The organism is Paeniroseomonas aquatica (assembly GCF_030409335.1).
Taxonomy (GTDB): domain Bacteria; phylum Pseudomonadota; class Alphaproteobacteria; order Acetobacterales; family Acetobacteraceae; genus Belnapia; species Belnapia aquatica.
The window spans coordinates 61,337-78,817 of record NZ_JAUFPN010000204.1; the positions used below are offsets into that span (position 1 = coordinate 61,337).

Here is a 17,481-nt window from a genome sequence, read left to right on the forward strand (position 1 = left end):
TCACCCCCGCGCCGCCCGGATCGCCCCCCAGACCTTCGGCGCCGTCAGCGGCATGTCGAGATGCGCGACGCCGAGCGGCGCCAGCGCATCCAGCACCGCCGCCACCACCGTCTGCGGCGCGGCGATCGCCCCGGCCTGGCCGACGCCCTTGACGCCGAGCGGGTTCGACAGGGTCGGCAGCTCGCCGAAGGCGACATCGAGGCCGGGCAGGTCGGCCGCCCGCGGCAGGCAGTAGTCCATGAAGGAGGCCGACAGCAGCTGCCCGGAGCCGGCCTCGTAGGTCACCTCCTCCAGCAGCGCCTGGCCGATGCCCTGGGCGAGGCCGCCCTGGACCTGGCCCCGGGTCAGCATCGGGTTGATCAACCGGCCGTAGTCATCGACCGCCTGGTAGCGCAGCAGGGTGACCTGGCCGGTCTCGGGATCGACCTCCACCTCCGCCACATGGGCGCCAGAGGGGAAGGTGATGAGCTCCGAGAGGTTCTTCGCCTCGGTATCGAGGCTGCCGGGCGGCTCGGCGGCGAGGATGGCGTCCAGCGTCACCAGGGTCTCGGTCCCCCGCACGCTGAAGGCGCTGGCGGCATAGTCCAGCACCTCGGGCGCCGCCTGCAGCAGCCGGGCGGCGATGGGGCGGGCCTTCGCCAGCATGGCGTCCATCGCCATCACCAGCGCGGTGCCGCCGACATGCAGCGAGCGGGCGCCGCCATGGCCGTTGCCGTAGGGCACCTGGTCGGTATCGGCCTGGACCAGCCGGAAGCGCTCGCGCGGCAGGCCGAGGTGCTCGGCGGCGAATTGCGGGAAGCTGGTCTCGTGCCCCTGGCCGTTCGACTGGGTGCCGAGGCAGAGCGCGATGGTCCCATCCGCCGGGAAGCGGATCGCCGCCCATTCATGCGGGGCGCCGCGGGAGGTCTCGAGGAAGCAGGCGATGCCCAGGCCGCGCAGCCGGCCGGCGGCGGCGCTGCCGGCCTTGCGCGCGGCGAAGCCGGGGCGGTCGGCCAGCGTCTCGAGCTCGTCGAGGTTGGCGCCGAAGCGGCCGCCGTCCATCAGCATCCCGGTCGCGCTGCGATAGGGGAAGGCCGTGATCAGGTTCCGCCGCCGCAGCGCGACGGGGTCGATCCCGAGCTGCCGGGCGGCGGCCTCGACCAGCCGCTCGGTCAGGTAATTGGCCTCCGGCTTGCCGGCGCCGCGATAGGCATCGACCGGCGCGGTATTGGTGAAGGCGCCGGTCACCTCAAGGAAGATGGCGGGGATGGCATAGACGCCGCCGATGGCGGTCGAGACCGAATTGGTCGGGCAGGCCGGCCCATTCGCTGAGCAATAGGCGCCCATGTCGGCGGCCATGTCGGCCTGCAGGGCGAGGAAGCGGCCCTCCGCATCCAAGGCGAGGCGGGCGCGGCCGCGCAGGTCGCGGGCGTGCACGGCGGCCTGGAATTCCTCCGTGTAGTCGGCCACCCAGGCGACGGGGGTGCCGAGCCGGCGGGCGGCGACCAGCAGCGCGACGTATTCGCCGAAGAGGAAGTTCTTCAGCCCGAAGCCGCCGCCGACATCGGGGCAGTGCAGCCGGAAGCGCTCCTCCGGCAGGTGGAACACCGCCTCGGCGAGCTGGCGGCGGATGCCGTGGACGCCCTGGCCGCTCAGCAGCAGGTCGAAGCGGGTGCCGTCCCAGCGGGCGACGGCGGCGCGCGGCTCGATCGGCGCGGCGTGGATGCGGTTGTTGATCAGCTCCAGCTCGACGACATGGGCGGCGGCGGCGAAGCCGGCCTCGGTCGCGGCGCGGTCGCCGCGCTCGAAGCGGAAGACGGCGTTGCCGGGTGCCTCGGGCCAGAGCTGCGGCGCGCCGGGGGCCAGCGCCGCCCGGCTGTCCACCACGGCGGGCAGGGGGTCGTAGCCGACCGCGATCGCCTCGGCGGCGTCGCGCGCCTGGGCGGCGGTCTCGGCGACGACGAAGGCGACGGCCTCGCCCACATGCCGGACGGCATCGGCGGCCAGCGCATGGCGGGCGGGGATGATGATGGGGGCGACGGTCGCCACCACGGCGGGGCAAGGCAGCGGGCCGATGCCCTCGGCGGCGAGGTCGGCATGGGTCAGCACCAGGCGGACGCCGGGCATGGCCCGGGCGGCGGCGGCATCGATGCCGGTGATGCGGGCATGGGCGTGCGGGGAGCGCAGGACATGGCCGTGCAGGGTGCCGGGCGTGGCGATGTCGGTGACGTAGCGGCCCTGGCCGGTGAGGAAGCGGAGATCCTCGGTGCGGCGGAAGGATTGGCCGATATTGCCGTCCGGCATGGGGCGGGTCCTCGAAGGTTCCCGCTCAGTGTCGCTGGTCGCTGGGGGGAAGGCTAGGTTGAGGAGGCGTTGCCTCCTCAAACTCCACCACCAAGGGCCGAAGAGCCCTTGGAACCCTTGAGTCTAGACTTCTGGTGTCCAGAGGCCCTTCGGCCTTTGGTGGGGGGAGTTTGAGGGGGGCGACGCCCCTCTCATCCTTTGGCCAGCCGCTTCGCCACGAATTCCAGGCGATCCTGCCCCCAGAAGATATCATCCCCGATGACATAGCTCGGCGCCCCGAAGACGCCGCGGCCGAGCGCCGCCGCGGTATCGGCCTCCCGCATCGCCGCCCAGCGCGGGTCGTCGGCCAGCGCCAGCACGGCGGCAGGATCGAGGCCGCATTCGGCGATGATGGCGGAGAGGGTCGCGCGCTCGCCGGGGTTGCGCTCCTGCTCCCACAGCGCGCGCAGCACAGCATGCGCCAGCGTGACGGCGGGGGCATCGCCCATCGTCTCCCGCACGCCGATGACGGCGCTGGCACTCAGCGCCTCGCTGGTCGGGAAATGCGCGGGGTGGATGTGGATCGGGATGCCCGTCGCCTCGCGCCAGCGGGCCAGTTCCTGCAACCGGTAGGCCTGGCGCTGCGGGCTGCGCTTGGGCAGCGGCAGGCCGCCGGAGCCGGCGAAGATGGTGCCGAAATCGACCGGCCAGATGCGCAGGGTGGCCTGGTGCTTGGCCGCCAGCGCCTCGATCCGGGCGGCACCGAGATGGGTCCAGGGGGAATTGAGCGAGGCGTAGTAGTCGATATGCATCAGGGGTGCTCCGTGAGGGGGGCGCCGGTCGCGGCCTGGGCGGCCGCGAAGGTGACGCCGGGGGCAAGTTCGCGGACGGCGAAGCCATCGCCGGTGGGCGCGAACAGGCCGAGGTTGGTGGCGACCAGCGTCACCACGCCACGGGCGGTGACGGGCAGGGCGCAGTCGCGCAGCAGCCGCGGCTCGCCCTTGCGGGTGTTGTGCTCGAGGATGATGAAGACCCGCTTGGCGCAGGCGGCGAGGTCCATGGCGCCGCCGATGCCGCCGCCCCTGGCGCCGCCGATCTTCCAGTTGGCGAAGTCGCCATTGGCCGCGACCTCGTAGGCGCCCATCACCGTGACGTCGATGCGGCCGGAGCGGATGATGGCGAAGCTGTCGGCGTGATGGATGATGGCCGCACCCGGGTTCAGCGAGACGTTCTGCCCGCCGGCATTCACCAGGTGCAGATCCTCCTGCCCCGCGGGCAGTACCGGGCCGTAGCCGATGACGCCGTTCTCCGCGTGGTAGATGATGTCGCGGTCGCCGATGTCGGTGTTGCTGCACAGGGTCGGGATGCCGACGCCGAGGTTGACGATCCAGCCATCCTGGAATTCCTGGGCGAGGCGGTCGGCCATCTGCTGGCGGTCCCAGCCCTTGGCGGTCGTGGCACTCATTTGGCGCGCTCCTGGCGGCGGATGGTCCAGAGGCCTTCCGGGGCGGGGGGGATCTTCACCAGGCGCTGGACGAAGATGCCGGAGGTATGGATCTGGTCGGGGTCGAGGGCGCCGGCGGGGAGGATATCCTCCTCCACCTCGACCACGACGGTTTTCGCCGCGGTCGCCATCACCGGGCAGAAATTCCGCTGCGCCAGGCGGAATTGCAGGTTGCCGGCCTCATCGGCACGCCAGGCCCGGATGAAGGCGTAGTCGCAGGGCAGGGCGTATTCGAGCAGGTACTCGCGGCCGTCGATGACGCGGGTCTCGCGGCCCTCCGCCAGCTCGGTGCCGACGGCCGTCGGGGTGTAGAAGGCGGGGATGCCGGCGCCGGCGGCGCGCAGGCGTTCAGCCAGCGTCCCCTGCGGGACCAGCTCGGCCGCGACCTCGCCGCTGTCGTAGTATTTGGTGAAGGGCAGCACGTCGGTCGGCCGCGTCGCCGCGGTGAAGGCGCAGATGACCTTCGCCACCTGGCCGTTCTCGACCAGCATGCCGAGGTCGGGCATGCGCGGGACATGCGCGCCGCCGGTGGTATTGGCGATGCAGGTGAGGCGCTTGGCGCCCTGGGCCAGCAGCGCGCGGGTCAGGTTGTAGGGCGTGCCGGGGCCGGCGAAGCCGCCGAAGGCGATGGTCGCGCCATCCGGGATGTCGGCGATGGCTTCGGCGAAGCTGCCGATGATCTTGTTCCTGCGGCCCATGGAGCCTCCCCCTCGTGCTTTGGCCGCAGGGTGGCGCGATGCGGGGGCGGCGTCCAGTTGCGGCGGCGTTGGGGCCATGGCCGGTGGGCGTGGCGGTAGGCTGCCGGGCGGCGCCGCGTCAGGGCAGGCAGCGGGGCCTGACGCGGTGCGCCCGTCGCGGTCTAGCTCTGCTCCGCCATCGAGCGGGCCAGGTGGCTGATGGCCCGCTGCTGCGCCTCGTCCTGGATCAGGATGAAGTTGCGGATCAGCTCGAGGCACATGCGCTGGCGCGGCGAGGCGGCGGCGGCCGGGTCGCTCTCGCCGAGGCCCTCGAAGAACCAGGCGGGGGAGATCTTCAGGGTGCGGGCGACCTCGAAGAGGCGGCCGGCGGAGATCCGGTTCAGGCCGCGCTCGTATTTCTGCGCCTGCTGATAGGTCACGCCGATCATCTGCGCGATCTCGTAGAGGGTCATGCCCATCATGATGCGCCGCTCGCGGATGCGGGCCCCGACGTGGCGGTCGGTATCGGTGGAGCGGGGGCCGGTCTTGGTCATGAATGCTGCTCGTTCTGGGCGCCGGGGCGCGTGGGGTCGAAGCCGAAGCCGGTCGGCTCCAGCGGCTGGACGTGCACCAGGCGGCGGTCGAGCCAGGGCGAACCCAGGCTGGCCAGGGGCTTGCCGGGGTGAACCGCGACGGTGAAGCGGCCGGCGGCGAGGCGGCGCGCGAGCTCGGGGGTCTCGGCCACGATCTCGCAGGGTTCGGCATGCCAGCTCAGGCTCCAGGCCGGATCTGGCATGCCATCCGCAATGGGGATCAGCAAGAATTTCGACATTGTCTCGATTTTTAGGTTGCCTGCCAAGGCACCCTACACGCCCGCCGCGGGATCGCCGCACCACGGTTGCGTTATATTTGAGACTTTCTTCTAAAAAATAGCAAATGTCTGAATGGCGGAGAAGTCTGGTCCGCCGGGGCCGCGCCGGCCGTCGCCGGCGATCAGTCCTCGAGCCAAGCGACGGCGCGGATCGGGCTGCCGGTGCCGCCCTTGATCTTCAGCGGGAAGCCGATGAAGCGGAAGCGGCCCTTGCCCACCAGCTTGTCGAGGTTCACGAGCCCCTCCATGTGGGTGAAGCCGAGGTCGCGGCAGACGTGGTGGACCTCGAAATTGCTCCGCCCCGGCCGGCCGGGGCTGGCCGCCTCGACGCCGAACATGATGATCCCCTTCTCGCCGAGCCAGGTGGCGCTCGCCTTGGTCAGGCCCGGGAAGTCGGTGATGTAGCCCTCGGTGCCCCAGGTGCGGCGGTAGTGGTCCATGTGGATCAGCACGGTGTCGCCGCGCCTGATCTCGACGCCGGCGGCCTGCTCGGCGGCCTGGAGGTCCTCGATGCTGATGTCGGATTTCAGCGGCTTGTGCGACAGGTCGAGGCAGACCGCCTCGGTGAAGAAATTCTCGAGCGGCATCTCGTCGATGCCCGCCGCACCCGGGCGCTCGTCGAAGTGGCGCGGCGCGTCGACATGGGTGCCGGAGTGGTCGCCCATGTTCAGCGAGGTGACGGCCGAGGAGAACACGTAGCCGTCCACCTCGCGCTTCTCCGCATGCGTGGTGAAGTCCGAGATGATGACCATCGGGTGGTTCGGCAGCCGCGGCATCTTGTGGGTGATGTCGCGCGAGAGGTCGATCAGCGGCATGGCGGGGCCCTTCGGCGGAGGAGGCGGGAGTATGGTCGCCGGGGGGCGGGTGGCAAGGCGGCGCGGTGGCACCGGCATTGCAAGGCCGCCACGCCCGCCGGGAGGGGCCGATAGCCATGATGCCATGTCCAGCGCCGCCCGCCCCCTTGCTGCCTGCCCCTCCGCGGCCCAACCCATCGATGCATGCCTCCCCCCGGCCCGCCCGCCGCATCGGCCCGGTTGGCACCGCGGTCGCCGGCGCCGTGACGTCCGGCTGCGCCGGCAGCCGCCCGGCTGCCTCCGGCCTGGGCAGCCCCGGTCTGGGCAACCCTGACCTGGGCAGCCCGCACTGAGCCCGGCCCGGGGCCCGCACCGGCTCCGCCGGGGCGACGGCGGGCCTGTATTCCCGCCGGTCTTGCTGTAAGCGATGCCCGACCGTCCCACCCAGGACCTGGATCTTCCTTCATGCCGCTGCACGTCGCCCTCAACCACCGGACCAGCTACCGCTACGACCGGGCCATCGCGCTCGGGCCGCAGACCATCCGGCTGCGGCCGGCGCCGCATGCGCGGACGCCGATCGTCAGCTACGCCCTGACGATCGAGCCGCAGCCGCATTTCCTGAACTGGCAGCAGGACCCGCAGGGCAACCACCTGGCACGGGTGGTCTTTCCGGAACGGGTGACGCATTTCGAGGTGACGGTCGACCTCGTCGCCGACATGGCGACGATCAACCCCTTCGACTTCTTCCTCGAGCCCGAGGCCGAGACCTGGCCCTTCAGCTACGACCCGGTGCTGGAGCAGGAACTCGCCCCCTTCCGCCGGCGGGAGCCGGCCGGGCCGCTGCTGAGCGCCTTCCTCGCCGCGATCCCGCGCGGCGAGCAGCGCACCATCGACATGCTGGTCGGGATGAACCGCATGGTGCAGGAGCGCACCGCCTATGTGGTGCGGCTGGAGCCGGGGGTCTGGACGCCCGAGGAGACGCTGGGCAACCGCGAGGGCTCCTGCCGCGACAGCGCCTGGCTGCTGGTGCAGGCGCTGCGGCACCTCGGCTATGCCGCGCGCTTCGTCTCCGGCTACCTGATCCAGCTCGTCGCCGACCAGAAGCCGGTGACCGGCGCGGCCGGCCCGACCTCCGACTTCACCGACCTGCACGCCTGGGCCGAGGTCTATTTGCCCGGCGCCGGCTGGGTGGGGTTCGACGCCACCTCCGGGCTGATGGCAGGCGAAGGCCATATCCCGCTCGCCGCCAGCCCGGAGCCGGCCTCGGCGGCGGCGATCAGCGGCCTGGTCGAGCCGGCCGAGACCGAGTTCGACTTCGCCATGTCGGTCACCCGGGTGCGCGAGACGCCGCGGGTGACGAAGCCCTATGCCGAGGACCAGTGGCAGGCGATCCTGGCCCAGGGCCACCGGGTGGATGCGGCACTCACCGCGGGCGACGTCCGGCTGACCATGGGCGGCGAGCCGACCTTCATCGCCGCCGACGACATGGATGCGGCGGAGTGGAACACCGACGCCATGGGCCCGACCAAGCGCATCTATGCCGGGCGGCTGCTGCGCCGGCTGGCGGAGCTCTGGTCGCCGGGCGCGGCGCTGCAATACGGCATGGGCAAGCAGTACCCCGGCGAGCAGCTGCCGCGCTGGGCGCTGCATTGCCACTGGCGCCGCGACGGCGAGCCGGTCTGGCGCGACGCGGCGCTGCTGGCCTCGGACGACGACGCCGATACCGCGACGGCCGCGGATGCCGCGCGCTTCGCGGCGCTGCTGGCCGGGCGGCTGGGGCTCGACCCGGCGCTGGTGCTGCCGGCGCATGAGGACATCCACTACTACCTCTGGAAGGAGAAACGCCTTCCGGCGAATGTCCTCGCCGAGGATGCCAAGCTGCGCGACCCGCTCGAGCGGGCGCGGCTGGCCAAGGTCTATGGCCAGGGGCTGGCGGCCGCGGTCGGCAGCGTGCTGCCGCTGCGGCGGGTGCTGGAGGGCGGCGTCCGGCGCTGGCAGTCCGGCCGCTGGTTCTTCCGCGACGGGGTGATGTTCCTGGTCCCCGGCGACAGCCCGGTCGGGCTGCGGCTGCCGCTCGAGAGCCTGCTCTGGGCCGACCCGGCCAGCATCGAGCCGGACTTCGAGGCGGATCCCTTCGCACCGAAGGAGCCGTTGCCGCCGCATGCTTCCTTCGCAAGGCTGTCGCCGCAGGACCCGCGGGCCAACCGCCCGGCGCCGGAGGCCGCCACGCGCCTGCTGGGGCAGCGGCCGGGCGAGGGGGCCCGGGTCCCTGGGGTGCCGGGGAACGGCGCCTTCGGCGGCGGCACCGAGGCCTTCCGCCCGGCGGCCGGGGACCTGCCGGTGGTCGGCCGCGGCGAGCCGGGGCTGGTCCGCACCGCCCTCGCGGTCGAGGCCCGTGGCGGCAAGATCCATGTCTTCTACCCGCCGCTGACCGCGGCCGAGGACTGGCTCGACCTCACCGCCGCGATCGAGGCGACCGCCGCCGAGGCGGGCCGCAAGGTGGTGCTGGAAGGCTACCTGCCGCCGCGCGACGAGCGGCTGCAGAGCTTCTCCGTCACCCCCGACCCCGGCGTGATCGAGGTCAACATCCACCCCAGCACCGGCTGGTCCGAGCATGTCGGGCGGACCGAGGCGCTCTACGAGGAGGCCCGCCAGCTCGGGCTGGCGGCCGAGAAATTTATGCTCGACGGCCGCCATGTCGGCACGGGGGGCGGCAACCACGTGGTGATGGGCGCCGCCTCGCCGAAGGACAGCCCCTTCCTCCGCCGGCCGGACCTGCTGAAGTCCATGCTCGGCTTCTGGCACAACCACCCGAGCCTCTCCTACCTGTTCAGCGGCATGTTCATCGGCCCGACCAGCCAGCACCCGCGGGTCGACGAGGCGCGGCAGGACAGCATCGCCGAGCTGGAGGTCGCCTTCTCCCAGGTCGGCCGGCAGCGGGAGACGCCGCCCTGGCTGGTCGACCGGCTGTTCCGCAACATCCTGGCCGACATGACCGGCAATACCCACCGCACCGAGTTCTGCATCGACAAGATGTACGCCCCCGAGAGCAGCTCCGGCCGGCTCGGCCTGGTCGAGTACCGGGCGCTGGAGATGCCGCCCCATGCGCGGATGTCGGCGGCGCAGACGCTGCTGATGCGGAGCGCGGTCGCCGCCTTCTGGCAGCACCCCTATGAGCGCAGGCTGGTCCGCTGGGGCACAAGGCTGCACGACCAGTTCATGCTGCCGCACTACGTCGAGCAGGATTTCGCGGAGGCGCTGGACGAGCTCGGCGGGCTCGGCTTCCCGCTCGACGCCGCCTGGTTCGCGCCGCACCTCGACTTCCGCTTCCCCCGCATCGGCGAGGTGACGCTGCGCGGGATGCAGGTGGAGCTGCGCCACGCACTCGAGCCCTGGCACGTGCTGGGCGAGGAGCCGGCGGCCGGCGGCACCGCGCGCTACGTCGACAGCAGCACCGAGCGGCTGCAGGCCCGCGTCGCCGGCTGGGTGGAGGAGCGCTTCGTCCTCGCCTGCAACGGCCACGCGGTGCCGCTCGTCAGCACCGGGACCCAGGGCGAGTACGTCGGCGGCATCCGCTTCAAGGCCTGGGACCCGCCGAGCGCGCTGCACCCGACCATCCGCGCCCAGGGGCCGCTGGTCTTCGACGTCTACGACCGCTGGAACGGCCGCAGCCTCGGCGGCTTCACCCACCATGTCTCGCATCCCGGCGGCCGCAGCTACGAGACCCTGCCGGTGAACGCGAACGAGGCCGAGGCGCGGCGGCGCACCCGCTTCCAGCCCTTCGGCCATACCCCGGGCGCCATGGCGCCGCCGGCCGCGGTGCCGAGCCCGGAGGCGCCGCGCACCCTCGACCTGCGGCGGGTCGGGTAGCCTTGGACGCGGTCTCCCCGCTCGACGAGATGGTCGATGGCGCCGGCGGCTTCCGGCCGCAGTGGCGCAGCCTGCTCGGCGCCCTGGCCGACCTCGGCCGGGAGGCGCTGGCCGAGCGGGCGGTGCTGCTCGACCGCTTCTTCGCCGACGAGGGGGTGACCAGCCTGCTGGCCAACCCCGCGGCGCCGGACCGGCCGGCCGCCTGGCGCTGCGACCCCATCCCGCTGATCCTGCCGCCAGCCGAATTCGACACGCTCGAGGCCGGGCTGGCGCAGCGCGCGACGCTGCTGGAGGCGGTGCTGCAGGATGTCTACGGGCCGCAGCACCTGCTGGCCGAGGGATTGCTGCCGCCGGCGCTGGTCCATGCCAACCCGGCCTTCCTGCGGCCCTGCCGCGACCCGGTGGCGGGGCGGGCGGGGCCGCTGCTGCACCTCTATGCCGCCGACCTGGCGCGGGCGCCGGATGGCGCCTGGCGGGTGGTCGCCGACCGCACCGCGGTGCCGACCGGCATCGCCCATGTGCTGGAGAACCGCCGGGCGCTGTCGCGGCACATGCCGGAGTTCCTCCGCGCCCGTGACCTGCGCCAGCACGGCCCCTTCTTCGACATCTGGCAGGATGCGCTGCAGCGGCTGGCACCCGGGGGGGCGGGCGGCAATCCCGGCGTCGCGCTGCTGACCACCGGGCATACCAACCCGCTGTGGTTCGAGCATGTCATCCTCTCGCGCGAGCTGTCCTGCGCCCTGGTCGAGGGGGGCGACCTCACGGTCCGCGACGGCGTGCTCTACCTGAAGACGCTGCGCGGGCTGCAGCGCGTCGAGGTGCTGCTGCGGCGCCAGGACGGGCGGATGATGGATCCGCTCGAGCTCGAATCCAGCATGGCGCACGGCGTTTCCGGCCTGCTGGACGCGGCGCGGTCCGGGGCGGTGAAGATCGTCAACGACCCCGGCAGCGGCTTCGCCGAGGCGCCGGGGCTGGCCGCCTTCCTGCCGGCGCTGGCGCCGCGGCTGCTGGGGGAGGCGCTGCTGCTGCGCGGGGCGCGGACGCTGTGGCTGGGCGACCCGGCGGCGCGGGCGCTGGTGGGCGGCGACCTTGGCCCCTGGCTGGTCCGCCGCGCGGTGGACGGCACCGTGCCCTCGGTGCGGCCGGCGACGCTGGATGCGGCGGCGCGGGCGGCGCTGCTGCACCGGGTGCTGGCGGCGCCGCAGGACTACGCCGTCTCTGAGGTGCTCGCGCCCTCGGTCGCGCCCTGCGTCGGCCCGGCCGGGCTGGAGCCGCGGCCGGTCATGCTGCGGGTCTTCCTGGTGTTCGACGGCAGCCGCTGGCGGGCGCTGCAGGGCGGGCTGGCCCGGGTGATGGGCAGCGGCACCCTCTCCAAGGACGTCTGGGTGCCGGCCGAGGAGGGCGCCGCCATCCAGGGCCCGGGCGGGCTGGTGGTGCCGGCGCTGGCGATCCGGCGGACCTCGGGCGACCTGCCCAGCCGGGTCGCCGACAACTTCTTCTGGCTCGGCCGCTACCTGGAACGGCTGGAAAGCGCCGCCCGGCTGCTGCGGGCCAGCGGCAGCCGGCTGGCCCGGCCGACGCCGACGCCGCGCGAGCTGGCCGAGCTGAAAAGCCTGTCCGCCTGCCTGGTGCGGGCGGAGCTGCTGGACCCGGAGGTGGCCGAGGGCGGCGCGACCGGGCTGGGCAGCCGGCCGCTGGCCCGGGCGCTGGTGCAGGCGATGCGGGAGGGCGGGCCGGTGCTCGGGCTGGTCGGCAAGGTCTCGCGGATGACCGACCTGCTGCGCGACCGGCTGACCGGCGAGATGCAGCTCGCTCTGCACCACGGCCTGCGCGACCTGGCGGCGCTGCTGCGGCCCGGCCCGGCGGCTCGGGAGGAGGCCCAGGGGCTCGAGCAGCTGGCCGAGGCGAGCCATGCGGTGCTCTCCTTCGCCGCGACCGTCGCCGGGCTGGCGGCGGAGAACATGGTGCGCGGCGGCGGCCGGCTGTTCCTCGACCTCGGCCGCCGGGTGGAGCGGGCCCAGGCGATCGTCGCCGAGCTGGCCCGGGTGCTCGACCAGCCGGGGGCGGCGAGCCAGCCGGCGCGGCTGGAACCCGGGCTGCGGCTGGCGTTGGAGCTGCGGGATTCGGTCATCACCTACCGCAGCCGCTACCTGACCGTGCTGCAGGCGGCGCCGGTGCTGGATCTCGTGCTGGCCGACGAGGGCAATCCGCGCGGCCTGGCCTTCCAGCTGGCGACGGCGCGGGACATGCTGGTCGACCTGGACGGTGATGCCGGGTCGCCGCTGGCGGCGGCGGCCGACCAATTGCTGGAGGAAGCGCGGGGCATGGTGCGGGAGGTGGCGACGGCCACGGTGCAGGCGGAGGCGGCGATGCGCCTGCCGCCGCGGCTGCGGGCGATGGAGGGGGCGATGGCGGCGCTGTCGAACCGCATCGCCCGGCGCTACTTCACCCTGCTGCCGGCGGCCCACAGCCTCGGCCCGGCGGCCCCCGGCGGCCGGCTGCGCGGCGCCGCGTGATCTACCGGGTCCGCCACACCACGCGATACGCCTATGGCAGCACGGTCGACCTCGCCGCGCATTTGCTGCACCTGACGCCCCGCGCCCTGCCGGGGCAGCGGGTGCTGGAGGCGGCGATCATCGCCGAGCCGGCGGCCTCCCGCCTGCGGGCGGCGATCGACCACTTCGGCAACCACGTGACCTGGCTGTTCGTCGACACCCCGCATGCCGCCTTCGAGGTGACCGGCGACGCGACCGTCGAGGTCGGCTTCGCGCTGCCGCCGCCGGCGGCCGGGACCCTGCCCTGGGAGGAGGTGGCGGCGCTGGCCCGGGCGGGCGGGCCGGCGGCCTGGCAGGCGGCGGAGTTCACCTTCGAGAGTCCGATGGTCCAGGTGGAAGCCGCCGCGGGGGAGTATGCCGCCGCCAGCTTCCCGCCCGGGCGGCCGGTGCTGGAGGGGCTGCTCGAGCTCAATGCCCGGATCCGCCGGGAACTCACCTACCGCTCCGGCGTCACCGATCTCGCCACGCCGGTGCGCGAGGTGCTGCGGCGGCGGGAGGGGGTCTGCCAGGACTTCTCCCACCTGATGATCAGCGCGCTGCGGGCGCTCGGCCTGCCGGCGCGCTACGTCTCGGGCTATATCCGGACCTATCCGCCGCCGGGCCAGCCGCGGCGGCGCGGCACCGACCAGTCGCATGCCTGGGTCGGCGCCTGGCTGGGCCCCGCGCATGGCTGGGTCGACCTCGACCCCACCAATGGCGTGGTGGTGCGGGAGGAGCATCTGGTGGTCGGCTGGGGCCGCGACTACGCCGATGTCAGCCCGGTGAGCGGCGTGGTGCTGGGCGGCGGGGCGCACCGGCTGAGCATCGCGGTCGACCTCGAGCCGCTGGAGGCGACGGCCGGGGCCTCGGGCTAGCGCCGGCGGCGGCCGGCGCCGCAATGGAACTCGCCCGGCGCGGCTGCGTCCTGCCCGCGTTCCCCGGTGCGACGACGGGGCCCATTCCCCCGCCGACCGAGGAGGTTCCGATGAAGCTGTTCCGTTGCCAGGCCTGCGATCAGGTCCTGTACTTCGAGAATATCCGCTGCGAGCGGTCCGGCCACGCGCTGGGTTACATGCCGGAGCTCACGACGCTGTCGGCGCTGGAGCCCGGCACGGGGGAGGACTGGCAGCCGCTCGCCCAGCCGGGCGCCAGCGTGAGGCTCTGCAGCAACGCGGCCTACGACGCCTGCAACTGGCTGGTCGCCTCCGATGCGGCCGAGACGCTCTGCGCCGCCTGTCGGCACAACCGGGTGGTGCCGGACCTGTCGGTCCCGACCAATCTGCAGGCCTGGCAGCGCTGGCAGGTGGCCTTGCACCGGTTGATCTACAGCCTGCGCCGGCTGGGCCTGCCGCTGGCCAACCGGCTGGACGATCCGGCGCATGGCCTGGTCTTCGACGTACTGGCCGACCCCGAGGGCGGGCCGAAGGTGCTGACCGGCCATGACGAGGGGGTGATCACGCTGGCGCTGAGCGAGGCCGACGATGCCGAGCGGGAGCGGCGGCGGACCGCGATGGGCGAGCCCTACCGCACCCTGCTGGGCCATATGCGGCACGAGACCGGGCACCACTACTGGGACCTGCTGGTGCGCGACGCCGGGCAGCTCGCGGAGTGCCGGGCGGTCTTCGGCGACGACAGCCAGGACTACAACGCCGCGTTGAAGACTCACTATGCGAATGGTGCCCCGGCCGAGTGGCAATCCGCCTTCGTCAGCGCCTACGCCACCGCGCATCCCTGGGAGGACTTCGCCGAGACCTGGGCGCACTACCTCCACATCATTGACACCCTCGAGATGGCTGGGGCATTTGGCTTAACACTTCATCCACAATTGCCCGACATGAGCGCGGTCGGGGAGGCGGCCGCGGCCCGGGTCCTGGCCGCCGAGGTGGATTTCGACCCTTACGGGCCGGTCGACATCGAGACCCTGATCGATGCCTGGCTGCCCCTGACCTACGCCGTGAACAGCCTCAACCGCTGCATGGGCGCCGCGGATCTCTATCCCTTCGTCCTCTCTGCTCCCGCCATCGCCAAGCTTGACTACATCCACCGGCTGGTGCGTCGCTGCAAAGCGGGTTGACGGAAATTAATGCCTTACAGGGCGGTCAAGTTATGGAACCGAAACCAAGCACAGTTTTTGGGATAAGGTTTCAGAACCGTCGATATGTCTTGGGTGAATGGGGGGCGTCACATTACAACCTATAAGTGAACGGCAAAGCTAGACACGACATGATCGAGACATTCCGCGAATTCACCTTCGAGGCCGCCCACCAGACACCCCCCTACTCGGGGTTGCATGGCCACTCATTCCTTGTTCGCATCTATATGCGGGGCGAGCCCGACCCCAGGTTCGGCTGGTCGCACAACCAGTACGACGTGGAGCCGGTGGTGGAGATGGTTCGCCGCGAAATCGACCAGCGTTACCTCAACGACGTGCCCGGCCTCGCCGTCCCGACCCTCGAGAACGTCACCCTCTGGCTGTGGAACCGCTTCGCCCAGAAGATCGCCGGGCTGCACCGGGTGACCGTGCAGCGCGGCCAGCCGGGCCAGGTGGAGGGCTGCACCTACGAGCCGCCCGGGGTGCTCGAGGCGCCGTTGCGCGCCGCGGTCCGGGAAGCCGTCGCATGAGCGTCGCCCTGCACCGGCTGCGCCAGCCGCAGCGCGCCAACGAGGCGCTCGACACCCCGCTGACCGCGGCCGAGCAGGCCGCCATGGTCGGCGCCGCCGCGGCGAAGCTCGAGGAGCTCTTCGACATCCTGCGGGTCGACCACCGCAACGACCACAATACCCGCGACACCCCGCGGCGGGTGGCCCGGATGTACATCGAGGAGCTGATGGCCGGCCGCTTCGCCGAGCCGCCTTCGATCACCGAGTTCGACAACGTCCAGCGCTTCAACGAGCTGATCGTCATCGGGCCGATCACCCTGCGCTCGACCTGCGCCCACCACCTGATGCCGATCTACGGCGAGGCCTATATCGGCGTGCTGCCGGCGGCCGACGGCAAGATCATCGGCCTGTCGAAATACGACCGCATCGTCGAGCATTTCGGCGCCCGGCTGCAGATCCAGGAGGAGCTGGTCCAGCAGATCGGCGATTTCATCTGGCAGCGGACGGCGCCGCAGGGACTGGCGGTGCGGATCAGCGCGGTGCACATGTGCCGAACCCAGCGCGGCGTGCGCGGCAGCCATCAGGGCCGGATGGTGACCAGCGCCTACTTCGGCACCATGGCGGAGGACCCGGAGCGCAAGCAGGAATTCCTGACGGAATGCCTGGCGCTCGGCAAGTCCGGCTAGTGCGGTGCACCGCCCTTCCGGGCGCGGCCTGACCTTCCTGCGGCAGGCCCGCCTGCCGGGACCCGGCTGGCCGGGGCGTGCCGCGGCGGCCCTGGCCGGGCGGGCGCCCCCCGACCCCGCCGGTCCTGCGGCGCCGGCGGTGCCCCTGGCCGGGCCGCACCCGCTGGCCGCCGGCGTCGGCATCGCCCTGGCGGGCTTCCTGGTGCTGGCCGGGCAGGATGCGACCATCAAGCTGCTGGCCGCCACCCTGGCGCTGCCGCTGATCCTGGCGGTGCGCAGCCTGGCCATCCTGCTGCTCAGCCTGGCGCTCGGCGGCCGGCCGCTGCTGCGCGCCGTCTTCACCAGCCGGGTGCGGTGGCTGCTGCTGCGCCGCGCCGTCGTCAACCTCGGGGCCTGGAGCGCCTATTTCAGCGCGGCCCGCAGCCTGCCGCTGGGCCAGCTCGCCTCCTTCCAGTTCCTTGCGCCGCTGATCGTGGTGCTCTCGGCCGGCTGGATGCTCGGCGAGCACAGCCGCCTGCGGCACCGGCTCCTGGTGGTGCTCGGGACCAGCGGGGCGCTGGTGAGCGGCGGGTCGCTGGGCTTCGAGGCCGACCCGGCGCTGCTGCTGGCGCTGATCGCCGCGGTGCTCTGGGCCTATGCGGTGCTGCTGACCCGGCGGATCGCACGGACCGAGGGGCCGCTGGTCCAGCTCACGGCGACGCACCTGCTGTTCCTCGCGGTGCTGGGGCCGCTGGCGCTGAGCGCGCCGGTCGCGCCGGCCCTGGATCAGGTGCCGCTGCTGCTGCTGGCCGGGCTGCTCGGCGGAGCCGGACAATTCGCGCTGTTCACGGCAGCGCGATCAGTTCCCGCGCCGATTATGGCGCCGCTTGAATACACATCTCTGCTGTGGAATTTCATCCTTGGGTATATGCTCTGGCGGAATGTGCCTGGGCCGGCCTTCGTGATCGGGGCCGGGCTGATTGCCTTGAGCTGCTTCGGCATGCTGGCCGGGCTGCGGGGCGGCATGGTGACGAGACTGGTCCGTGGCGGCGACCGATGAGACGGAGAGACGGGATGTCTGTGGCGCGGCGGCAGTTGATACGGGGTTTCGGCCTAGCCGGCGCCGGCGCCTGGGCGGGCCAGGCGCGGATCGCCGTGGCACAGCCGGCGGGTGGTTCCGCGGTGCCGGCGGCGCCCACGACCGGACCGCTGGCGGAACCGGCCGGGCGGGTGATCCTGGCCATCACCGGCAAGATCGCGATCACCAACGACGGTGACGCGGCGAAATTCGACCGCCCCATGCTCGAGGCGCTCGGCATGGCCAGCTTCACCACCGTGACGCCCTGGTACGATGGCGCGGTGACCTTCGAGGGCGTGCCGATGACCCGCCTGCTGCAGCGTGTCGGCGCGCAGGGCGAGACGGTGCAGGCGGTGGCGCTGAACGACTACTCGACCGAGATCCCGGTGGCCGACTTCGCCCGCTGGGGGGTCATGCTCGCGCTCAAGCGCGACGGCAACTACCTGACGATCCGCGACAAGGGGCCGCTGTTCATCGTCTACCCCTACGACACCAATGCGGAACTCCGCTCGCCGCGCTATTATGGCCGCTCGGCTTGGCAGGTTGCCAGACTGGTGGTCCGCTGACCCAGGATCGGCTCGACATGATCCCCCCGCGCTGCGGCCTTGCCGCCTGGTCCTCTGCC

15 protein-coding genes are annotated in these 17,481 nt (G+C 72.4%); 8 read left to right on the forward strand and 7 right to left on the reverse strand.

Annotated elements, in window-relative coordinates:
• The 7 genes from QWZ14_RS27670 to QWZ14_RS27700 form a co-directional block, all read right to left on the reverse strand.
• Nucleotides 1–2,283: a xanthine dehydrogenase family protein molybdopterin-binding subunit gene (locus tag QWZ14_RS27670; RefSeq protein WP_290320277.1), complete on the reverse strand. Its 2,283-nt coding sequence runs from the start codon at nucleotides 2,281–2,283 to the stop codon at nucleotides 1–3.
• A gap of 191 nt (nucleotides 2,284–2,474) precedes the next feature.
• Nucleotides 2,475–3,074, reverse strand: coding sequence for a 2-hydroxychromene-2-carboxylate isomerase (locus QWZ14_RS27675; RefSeq protein ID WP_290320278.1), 600 nt, complete (start codon nucleotides 3,072–3,074; stop codon nucleotides 2,475–2,477).
• The gene (locus tag QWZ14_RS27680; protein WP_290320279.1) at nucleotides 3,074–3,727 is read right to left on the reverse strand and encodes a 3-oxoacid CoA-transferase subunit B; all 654 of its coding nucleotides are present in this window, start codon (nucleotides 3,725–3,727) and stop codon (nucleotides 3,074–3,076) included. Before QWZ14_RS27680 ends, QWZ14_RS27675 begins: the two co-directional genes overlap by 1 nt.
• Complete coding sequence (locus tag QWZ14_RS27685; protein WP_290320280.1) at nucleotides 3,724–4,464, reverse strand: CoA transferase subunit A; 741 nt, start codon at nucleotides 4,462–4,464, stop codon at nucleotides 3,724–3,726. The genes QWZ14_RS27680 and QWZ14_RS27685 overlap by 4 nt, the downstream gene beginning before the upstream one ends.
• A 161-nt stretch (nucleotides 4,465–4,625) precedes the next feature.
• Nucleotides 4,626–4,997 (reverse strand): helix-turn-helix domain-containing protein, encoded by a 372-nt coding sequence (locus tag QWZ14_RS27690; RefSeq protein WP_290320281.1) that lies wholly within the window; start codon nucleotides 4,995–4,997, stop codon nucleotides 4,626–4,628.
• Complete coding sequence (locus QWZ14_RS27695; protein WP_290320282.1) at nucleotides 4,994–5,275, reverse strand: hypothetical protein; 282 nt, start codon at nucleotides 5,273–5,275, stop codon at nucleotides 4,994–4,996. The genes QWZ14_RS27690 and QWZ14_RS27695 overlap by 4 nt, the downstream gene beginning before the upstream one ends.
• 161 nt (nucleotides 5,276–5,436) lie before the next feature.
• Nucleotides 5,437–6,129, reverse strand: coding sequence for a cyclase family protein (locus QWZ14_RS27700; protein WP_290320283.1), 693 nt, complete (start codon nucleotides 6,127–6,129; stop codon nucleotides 5,437–5,439).
• 444 nt (nucleotides 6,130–6,573) lie between these two features.
• On the opposite strand from QWZ14_RS27700, the gene QWZ14_RS27705 reads away from it, so the two are divergent.
• From QWZ14_RS27705 to QWZ14_RS27740, 8 genes are all read left to right on the forward strand, one after another.
• Complete coding sequence (locus tag QWZ14_RS27705; protein ID WP_290320284.1) at nucleotides 6,574–9,978, forward strand: transglutaminase family protein; 3,405 nt, start codon at nucleotides 6,574–6,576, stop codon at nucleotides 9,976–9,978.
• A 2-nt stretch (nucleotides 9,979–9,980) separates the two neighbouring features.
• A complete protein-coding gene (locus tag QWZ14_RS27710) occupies nucleotides 9,981–12,494 on the forward strand; it encodes a circularly permuted type 2 ATP-grasp protein (RefSeq protein WP_290320285.1) in 2,514 nt (837 codons plus the stop codon).
• A complete protein-coding gene (locus tag QWZ14_RS27715; protein ID WP_290320286.1) occupies nucleotides 12,491–13,387 on the forward strand; it encodes a transglutaminase family protein in 897 nt (298 codons plus the stop codon). Before QWZ14_RS27710 ends, QWZ14_RS27715 begins: the two co-directional genes overlap by 4 nt.
• A 110-nt stretch (nucleotides 13,388–13,497) precedes the next feature.
• Nucleotides 13,498–14,586 carry a zinc-binding metallopeptidase family protein gene (locus QWZ14_RS27720; protein WP_290320287.1) on the forward strand — a complete coding sequence of 363 codons (1,089 nt, stop codon included), beginning with the start codon at nucleotides 13,498–13,500 and terminating at the stop codon, nucleotides 14,584–14,586.
• 149 nt (nucleotides 14,587–14,735) lie between these two features.
• Nucleotides 14,736–15,134 (forward strand): 6-pyruvoyl trahydropterin synthase family protein, encoded by a 399-nt coding sequence (locus tag QWZ14_RS27725; RefSeq protein WP_290320288.1) that lies wholly within the window; start codon nucleotides 14,736–14,738, stop codon nucleotides 15,132–15,134.
• Nucleotides 15,131–15,799 carry a GTP cyclohydrolase I gene (gene folE, locus QWZ14_RS27730; protein WP_290320289.1) on the forward strand — a complete coding sequence of 223 codons (669 nt, stop codon included), beginning with the start codon at nucleotides 15,131–15,133 and terminating at the stop codon, nucleotides 15,797–15,799. The genes QWZ14_RS27725 and folE overlap by 4 nt, the downstream gene beginning before the upstream one ends.
• 4 nt (nucleotides 15,800–15,803) lie before the next feature.
• Nucleotides 15,804–16,838 carry an EamA family transporter gene (locus tag QWZ14_RS27735; protein WP_290320290.1) on the forward strand — a complete coding sequence of 345 codons (1,035 nt, stop codon included), beginning with the start codon at nucleotides 15,804–15,806 and terminating at the stop codon, nucleotides 16,836–16,838.
• 14 nt (nucleotides 16,839–16,852) lie between these two features.
• A complete protein-coding gene (locus QWZ14_RS27740) occupies nucleotides 16,853–17,422 on the forward strand; it encodes a molybdopterin-dependent oxidoreductase (RefSeq protein WP_290320291.1) in 570 nt (189 codons plus the stop codon).
• The last annotated feature ends 59 nt before the right edge of the window (nucleotides 17,423–17,481 follow it).